The organism is Sulfuricaulis sp. (assembly GCF_041499725.1).
Taxonomy (GTDB): domain Bacteria; phylum Pseudomonadota; class Gammaproteobacteria; order Acidiferrobacterales; family Sulfurifustaceae; genus Sulfuricaulis.
Genome location: NZ_JBGQKW010000028.1, coordinates 22615 through 28852 on the forward strand (window position 1 = coordinate 22615; position 6238 = coordinate 28852).

A 6238-nucleotide genomic window follows, 5' to 3' on the forward strand; every position below is an offset into this window, starting at 1 on the left:
GATGGATTGATGCCGCCGCAATAACCGCATAGGGCTTCGCGTGGCGAAAGAAGAGCATATCGAGATGGAAGGGACCATTACCGAAACCCTTCCCAATACCTTGTTTCGGGTCAAGCTCGACAACGGACATGTCGTGACGGCCCATATTTCCGGCAAGATGCGCAAGAACTATATCCGCATCCTGACCGGTGACCGCGTCACGGTGCAACTCACTCCTTACGATCTCACCAAGGGCCGGATCACCTTCCGCGCCCGCTGACCGTCAGCCTCTTTTCAGACTCGATCAAACTAAAACGTCGCGCTGACGTGTAGGCGTCAGCGCGACGTTTATATCCGCGGAAGCCGGATCAGGCCGGGGTCTTGTCAACGGCGGGAACGAAATCGAACGCCAAGTCTTCGTCGCGAGCCGTGACTTTGACGTGTCCGCCAGAAGCCAGGCTGCCGAATAGCAGCTCGTTGGCCAGCGGTTTCTTGACCTGTTCCTGGATCAGGCGCGCCATCGGCCGCGCGCCCATGGTCGGGTCGTAACCGCGCTGGGCCAGCCAGGCACGCGCGGCATTGTCCAGCTCGATGGTGACGTGCTTGTCCGCCAGCTGGGCTTCGAGCTCGAGGATGAACTTGTCCACCACGTGCGCGATGGTCGTCTCGTCCAGCGGTTTGAACTGAATCGTCGCGTCCATGCGGTTGCGGAACTCGGGACTGAACAGGCGCTTGATTTCCTGCAGTTCATCACCGGCGTGGTCCTGTTTGGTAAATCCAATGCTCGAGCGGCTCAGGCGATCCGCTCCCGCGTTGGTGGTCATCACCAGGATCACGTTGCGGAAGTCGGCCTTGCGTCCGTTGTTGTCCGTGAGCGTCCCATGGTCCATCACCTGCAGCAGCAGGTTGAACACGTCCGGATGCGCCTTCTCGATCTCGTCGAGCAGCAGCACGGAATGCGGATGCTTGACGATCTCCTCGGTGAGCAGGCCGCCCTGGTCGAATCCGACGTAGCCGGGCGGCGCGCCGATCAAGCGCGAAACCGTGTGCCGCTCCATGTATTCCGACATGTCGAAGCGGATGAGTTCTAGCCCCATGATGCGCGCCAGCTGGCGCGTAACCTCGGTCTTGCCGACGCCCGTGGGACCTGCAAATAAATAGGAACCGACGGGTTTTTCCGGATGGCCGAGGCCGGAACGCGACATCTTGATCGCGGTCGCCAGCGCTCCGATCGCCTCATCCTGGCCGAACACCACCATCTTGAGGTCACGCTCGAGCGTTTTCAGCGCTTCGCGGTCCGAAGTGGAAACGGTCTTGGGTGGGATACGCGCGATCTTGGCGACGATATCCTCGATGTCATGCACGCCGATGGTCTTCTTGCGGCGGCTCGGCGGCAGCAGATGCTGGCTCGCGCCGGCCTCGTCGATCACGTCGATGGCCTTGTCCGGCAAATGCCGGTCATTGATGTAACGATGCGCCAGCTCGACTGCGCTGCGCAGCGCCTGCAATGTATAGCGCACGCCGTGGTGGTTCTCGAAGCGGTTCTTCAGGCCGCGCAGGATTTCCACCGTCTCTTCCACCGAAGGTTCGGCGACATCGATCTTCTGGAAACGGCGTGACAGCGCGCGGTCCTTCTCGAAGATGTTGCGGTATTCCTGATACGTGGTCGACCCGATGCACTTCAGGTCGCCCGAAGCAAGCACCGGCTTCAACAAGTTCGAGGCATCCATGGCGCCGCCCGAGGCGGCTCCCGCGCCGATAATCGTGTGGATCTCGTCAATGAACAGGACCGCATTCTCCTGTTTCTTGAGTTGTTGCAGCACCGCCTTCAGGCGTTTTTCGAAATCGCCGCGGTACTTGGTGCCGGCGAGCAGCGAACCCATGTCGAGGGCATAGATGGTGCTGTGTGCCAGCACCTCGGGTACTTCAGCGTCGACGATCTTCTTCGCCAGTCCCTCGGCAATCGCGGTCTTGCCCACGCCGGCCTCGCCCACGAACAATGGGTTGTTCTTGCGCCGGCGGCACAGCACCTGAATGGTGCGTTCCACCTCGTGGTCGCGCCCGATCAATGGGTCGATCTTGCCCAACCGCGCCTGTTCGTTGAGGTTGACGCAGAACACATCGAGCGGACTCTTCTCAGTGGCGGCACTCTCTTCGCTCTCTTCCTGCGCCGGTAACTCATTCTGAGTTTCGCCCGGCACTTTCGAGATGCCGTGGGAAACGTAATTCACCACGTCGAAACGGCTGATGTTCTGTTTGTGCAGGAAATAAACCGCGTGCGATTCCTTTTCGCCGAAAATAGCGATCAGGACATTGGCGCCGGTGACTTCCTTCTTGCCCACGCCCTGGACGTGCAGCACCGCGCGCTGGATGACGCGCTGGAAGCCGATGGTCGGCTGGGTGTCGATCTTGCTGCCCGGGGCGAGCTTGGGAACATTCTCTTCCAGGAAGGAATTGAGACTGCGACGCAGATCCTCGATGTTGCCGCCGCAGGCGCGCAGCACGCGCGCGGCCGATGGATTGTCGAGCAACGCGGCCAGCAGGTGCTCCACGGTAATGAACTCGTGGCGCTTTTCGCGCGCGTTCTGGAACGCACTGTTCAGCGAGAACTCTAGCTCCTGCGACAACATGCCATTGCCTCCGGGCCATAAAGCCCATTAACTCAAGTCTTCCCTATTGAAACTGACATCCCCTATTTCTAATTTATAGACCTTATTCAGGCTCCAAGGTGCACTGCAACGGGTGCTGTTGCTCCTGAGCGTAATTCAGCACCTGCCGCACCTTGGTTTCCGCAATTTCCCGGGTATAAATCCCGCAAATCCCGATTCCTTTCTGGTGCACATGCAACATGATGCGGGTTGCATCCTCGCGGTTCTTGGAGAAAAAACGTTCCAAAATGATCACCACGAACTCCATAGGAGTATAGTCGTCGTTCAGCAGGATGACTTTGTAAAGCTGCGGCTTCTGGAGCTTGGGCTTTGCTTCCTGAACGATGGGACCGTCGAGATAGTGCTGGGGCTTATCGCTCATAATCTATAGATTACACCAATATTCCCGGGCGGCCTGATTTAGAACCCGTGGCAACAGGTACATTGTGCGACCCATGTCCGAAAATTCAACCCCAGCGGTTGTGGCATGAATTATTGGCCTCGTTTGCCGATTTACCCGCTGGCGGCTGGCATGGCAGACACCGCCGGTTCCTTGCTTGACATGCCTATAAAAAGAGAAGGATGATGATCCAGGCTACACCTTTGCGCCGGTGTGGGTGAGGGTGCGGTTATCAGAAATCTGAAAGATAGCGGCGTTCCGCCGCGGCAGGAGGGGGATGTATGCCACTAGGGACCGTGAAGTGGTTTAACGCAAGCAAAGGGTACGGCTTTATTACGCCCAGCGACGGCGGCGATGATGTCTTCGCGCATTATTCCGCCATTGAAATGGAAGGGTACAAGACCCTGAAAGAGGGTCAGCAGGTCGAGTTTGAAGTCCAGGAAGGTCCCAAGGGCCCCCAGGCTTCCCATATACGCTCTCTTCCCAAGTAGTCGACGTCATTTCCGCAGAAATTTTTTATGAACCCGGCATCGCCGGGTCTTCTTTTTTTGACGCAGGCATTCCTACAGGTGGCGAATAATGGCCTCGCCGAATCCGGAACAGCTGACCTGGGTCGCGCCCGGCATCAACCGGGCAAAATCGTAGGTCACAGTACCGGCGGTAATCGCACCCTCCATGCCCCGCAGAATACCGTCGGCCGCCTCGACCCACCCGAGATAGCGCAGCATCATCTCCGCCGACAGAATCAGCGACCCGGGATTGACCATGTCCTTGCCGGCGTACTTGGGCGCGGTGCCGTGCGTGGCCTCGAACATGGCGACGGTGTCGGAGAGGTTCGCGCCCGGGGCGATGCCAATGCCGCCGACCTGCGCCGCCAATGCATCGGAGATGTAGTCGCCGTTCAGATTGAGCGTGGCGATCACGCTGTACTCTTCAGGCCGCAGCAGGATTTGTTGCAGGAAGGCGTCCGCGATCACATCCTTGATCACGATCTCTGTCCCGGTCTTCGGGTTTTTCAGACGCATCCACGGGCCCTGGTCGATGAGCTGCGCGCCGAACTCGCGTGCGGCCAGATCATAGCCCCAGCTTTTGAACCCGCCTTCGGTGAATTTCATGATGTTGCCCTTATGCACCAGGGTCACCGAGGGACGGTCGTTCGCGACGGCATACTGAATCGCGCGGCGCACCAGACGTTCCGTGCCTTCGCGTGATACCGGTTTGATGCCGATCGCGGAAGTTTCCGGAAAGCGGATTTTTTTCACGCCCATTTCGCGCCGCAGGAAGTCGATGACCTTTCGTGCCTCGAGCGAACCGGACGACCACTCGATGCCGGCGTAGATATCCTCGGAGTTCTCGCGGAAGATCACCATGTCGACCTTCTCCGGCTGCTTCACCGGACTCGGCACGCCCTTGAAATACCGCACCGGTCGCAGGCACACGTAGAGATCAAGTTCCTGCCGCAGCGTCACGTTGAGCGAGCGGATGCCGCCGCCCACCGGCGTCGTGAGCGGGCCTTTGATCGAGACGACGTAGTCCTTGACCGCGCGCAGGGTTTCATCCGGCAGCCAGGCATCGTTCCCGTAAGTGGCCACCGCCTTTTCACCCGCAAACACCTCCATCCACGCGATGCAACGCTTGCCGCCATAGGCGTTGGCGACAGCGGCGTCCACCACCTTGCGCATCACCGGAGTAATGTCTCGACCGGTGCCGTCGCCCTCGATAAAAGGGATGATGGGATTATTCGGGACATTGAGCGAGTAATCGGCGTTGACTGTTATCTTTTCGCCGGCGGGTACTTTAATGTGGGTGAAAGCCATGTTCCGCTCCGATAAAATTGCCGCGCATTCTATCATCAGACACCGCCCAATGCGGCAGTCAAGGGCAACGCTGTACACTAAGCCCATGTCCCGACTGATCCTCTTCAATAAACCTTATGGCGTGCTGACGCAATTCACCGACGCCGACGGACGCGAAACTCTGGCCTCCTATATAAAGATGCCGGGCGTCTATCCGGCCGGGCGGCTCGACCGGGACAGCGAGGGACTGCTGCTGCTCACCGACGACGGCAAGTTGCAACAACGCCTGTCCGATCCGCGTTTCAAGCTGCCCAAGAAGTACTGGGCTCAGGTGGAAGGCGAACCGGATGAAAAATCGTTGGAACGATTGCGCCACGGCATGATTCTCGATGGCCAACGAACTCAGCCGGCCGAGACGCGGCGCATCCCCGAGCCTGCACTCTGGCCGCGTCATCCGCCGATCCGGTTCCGCCAGTCCATTCCGACGTCGTGGCTTGAAATCGTGATCACGGAAGGCCGCAACCGCCAGGTGCGGCGCATGACCGCGACCGTGGGATTTCCCACGCTGCGCCTCGTGCGTTACGCTGTCGGCCGCCATACCTTGGAGGGTCTTGCGCCCGGTGAATGGCGTGAAGCCGATCCCCAAGTCTGATATGGTTAATCCATGGTCTGGAAGCCGAATGTCGTGGTCGCCGCTATCGTCGAGCGCGACGGAAAATTCCTGCTGGTCGAGGAAAAGGCCGAAGGCCGGTTCGTGCTCAACCAGCCCGCCGGCCATCTCGACGAAGGCGAAAGCCTGGTGGACGCGGTGGTGCGTGAAACCCTCGAGGAAACCGCCTGGCACTTTCTGCCGGAGGCGTTGCTCGGCGTCTACCGCTGGCCGCACCCGACAAAATCGATGACCTACCTGCGTTTTGCCTTCATCGGCCGTGTCTTGCGTCACGAACCCGGGCGTTCACTCGATCATGGCATTGCGCGCGCGCTGTGGCTGACACCGGAGGAAATCCGCACCGAGCGCGCGCGACACCGCAGTCCTCAGGTCGAACGCTGCCTCGACGATTATCTGGCGGGACAGCGTTACCCGCTCGATCTGCTCAAGGATCTGGGACACATCGCCACCTCCTCCTCCCTTCAGGCCGGTTAGACTGAAATGAAGATCGTCGTCGGTATTTCAGGTGGCGTGGACTCCGCCGTGGCGGCATTGCTGCTGAAACGCGCGGGGCACGAGGTCACCGGCCTGTTCATGAAGAACTGGGAAGAGGACGACGCTGCCGGGCGCTGCGGCGCGGAGGAGGACCTCAAGATGGCGCGCGCGGTCTGCGATCGTATCGGCATTCCTCTAAGGACCGTCAATTTCTCCTCCGAATACTGGGAGCGGGTATTCAGCTATTTTCTTTCCGAGTATCGGGCGGGAC

The 6238-nt window shown here is 59.5% G+C and carries 7 protein-coding genes and 1 pseudogene; 5 read left to right on the plus strand and 3 right to left on the minus strand.

Features of this window, described 5'->3' with window-relative positions:
• The first annotated feature begins 40 nt into the window (after window positions 1-40).
• Window positions 41-259 carry a translation initiation factor IF-1 gene (gene infA, locus ACC569_RS06780; protein WP_372522745.1) on the plus strand — a complete coding sequence of 73 codons (219 nt, stop codon included), beginning with the start codon at window positions 41-43 and terminating at the stop codon, window positions 257-259.
• 88 nt (window positions 260-347) lie between these two features.
• On the opposite strand, the gene clpA is transcribed toward infA, so the two are convergent.
• Both clpA and clpS read right to left on the minus strand, forming a co-directional pair.
• A complete protein-coding gene (gene clpA, locus ACC569_RS06785) occupies window positions 348-2609 on the minus strand; it encodes an ATP-dependent Clp protease ATP-binding subunit ClpA (RefSeq protein ID WP_372522746.1) in 2262 nt (753 codons plus the stop codon).
• A gap of 82 nt (window positions 2610-2691) precedes the next feature.
• Window positions 2692-3009: an ATP-dependent Clp protease adapter ClpS gene (gene clpS / locus ACC569_RS06790; protein ID WP_372522747.1), complete on the minus strand. Its 318-nt coding sequence runs from the start codon at window positions 3007-3009 to the stop codon at window positions 2692-2694.
• A 299-nt stretch (window positions 3010-3308) separates the two neighbouring features.
• Here clpS and ACC569_RS06795 point away from each other — a divergent pair, with 299 nt between their 5' ends.
• Complete coding sequence (locus ACC569_RS06795) at window positions 3309-3518, plus strand: cold-shock protein (RefSeq protein WP_372522749.1); 210 nt, start codon at window positions 3309-3311, stop codon at window positions 3516-3518.
• A gap of 72 nt (window positions 3519-3590) precedes the next feature.
• On the opposite strand, the gene icd is transcribed toward ACC569_RS06795, so the two are convergent.
• The gene (icd, locus tag ACC569_RS06800) at window positions 3591-4844 is read right to left on the minus strand and encodes an NADP-dependent isocitrate dehydrogenase (protein ID WP_372522750.1); all 1254 of its coding nucleotides are present in this window, start codon (window positions 4842-4844) and stop codon (window positions 3591-3593) included.
• Window positions 4845-4929: 85 nt separating this feature from the next.
• On the opposite strand from icd, the gene ACC569_RS06805 reads away from it, so the two are divergent.
• The 3 genes and pseudogenes from ACC569_RS06805 to ACC569_RS06815 form a co-directional block, all read left to right on the plus strand.
• On the plus strand, window positions 4930-5475 hold the full coding sequence (locus ACC569_RS06805) for a pseudouridine synthase (RefSeq protein WP_372522751.1): 546 nt from the start codon (window positions 4930-4932) through the stop codon (window positions 5473-5475).
• 12 nt (window positions 5476-5487) lie between these two features.
• Window positions 5488-5967: an NUDIX hydrolase gene (locus tag ACC569_RS06810; protein WP_372522752.1), complete on the plus strand. Its 480-nt coding sequence runs from the start codon at window positions 5488-5490 to the stop codon at window positions 5965-5967.
• A 6-nt stretch (window positions 5968-5973) separates the two neighbouring features.
• Window positions 5974-6238 (plus strand): annotated as a pseudogene (locus ACC569_RS06815) (tRNA 2-thiouridine(34) synthase MnmA); the annotation flags it as partial.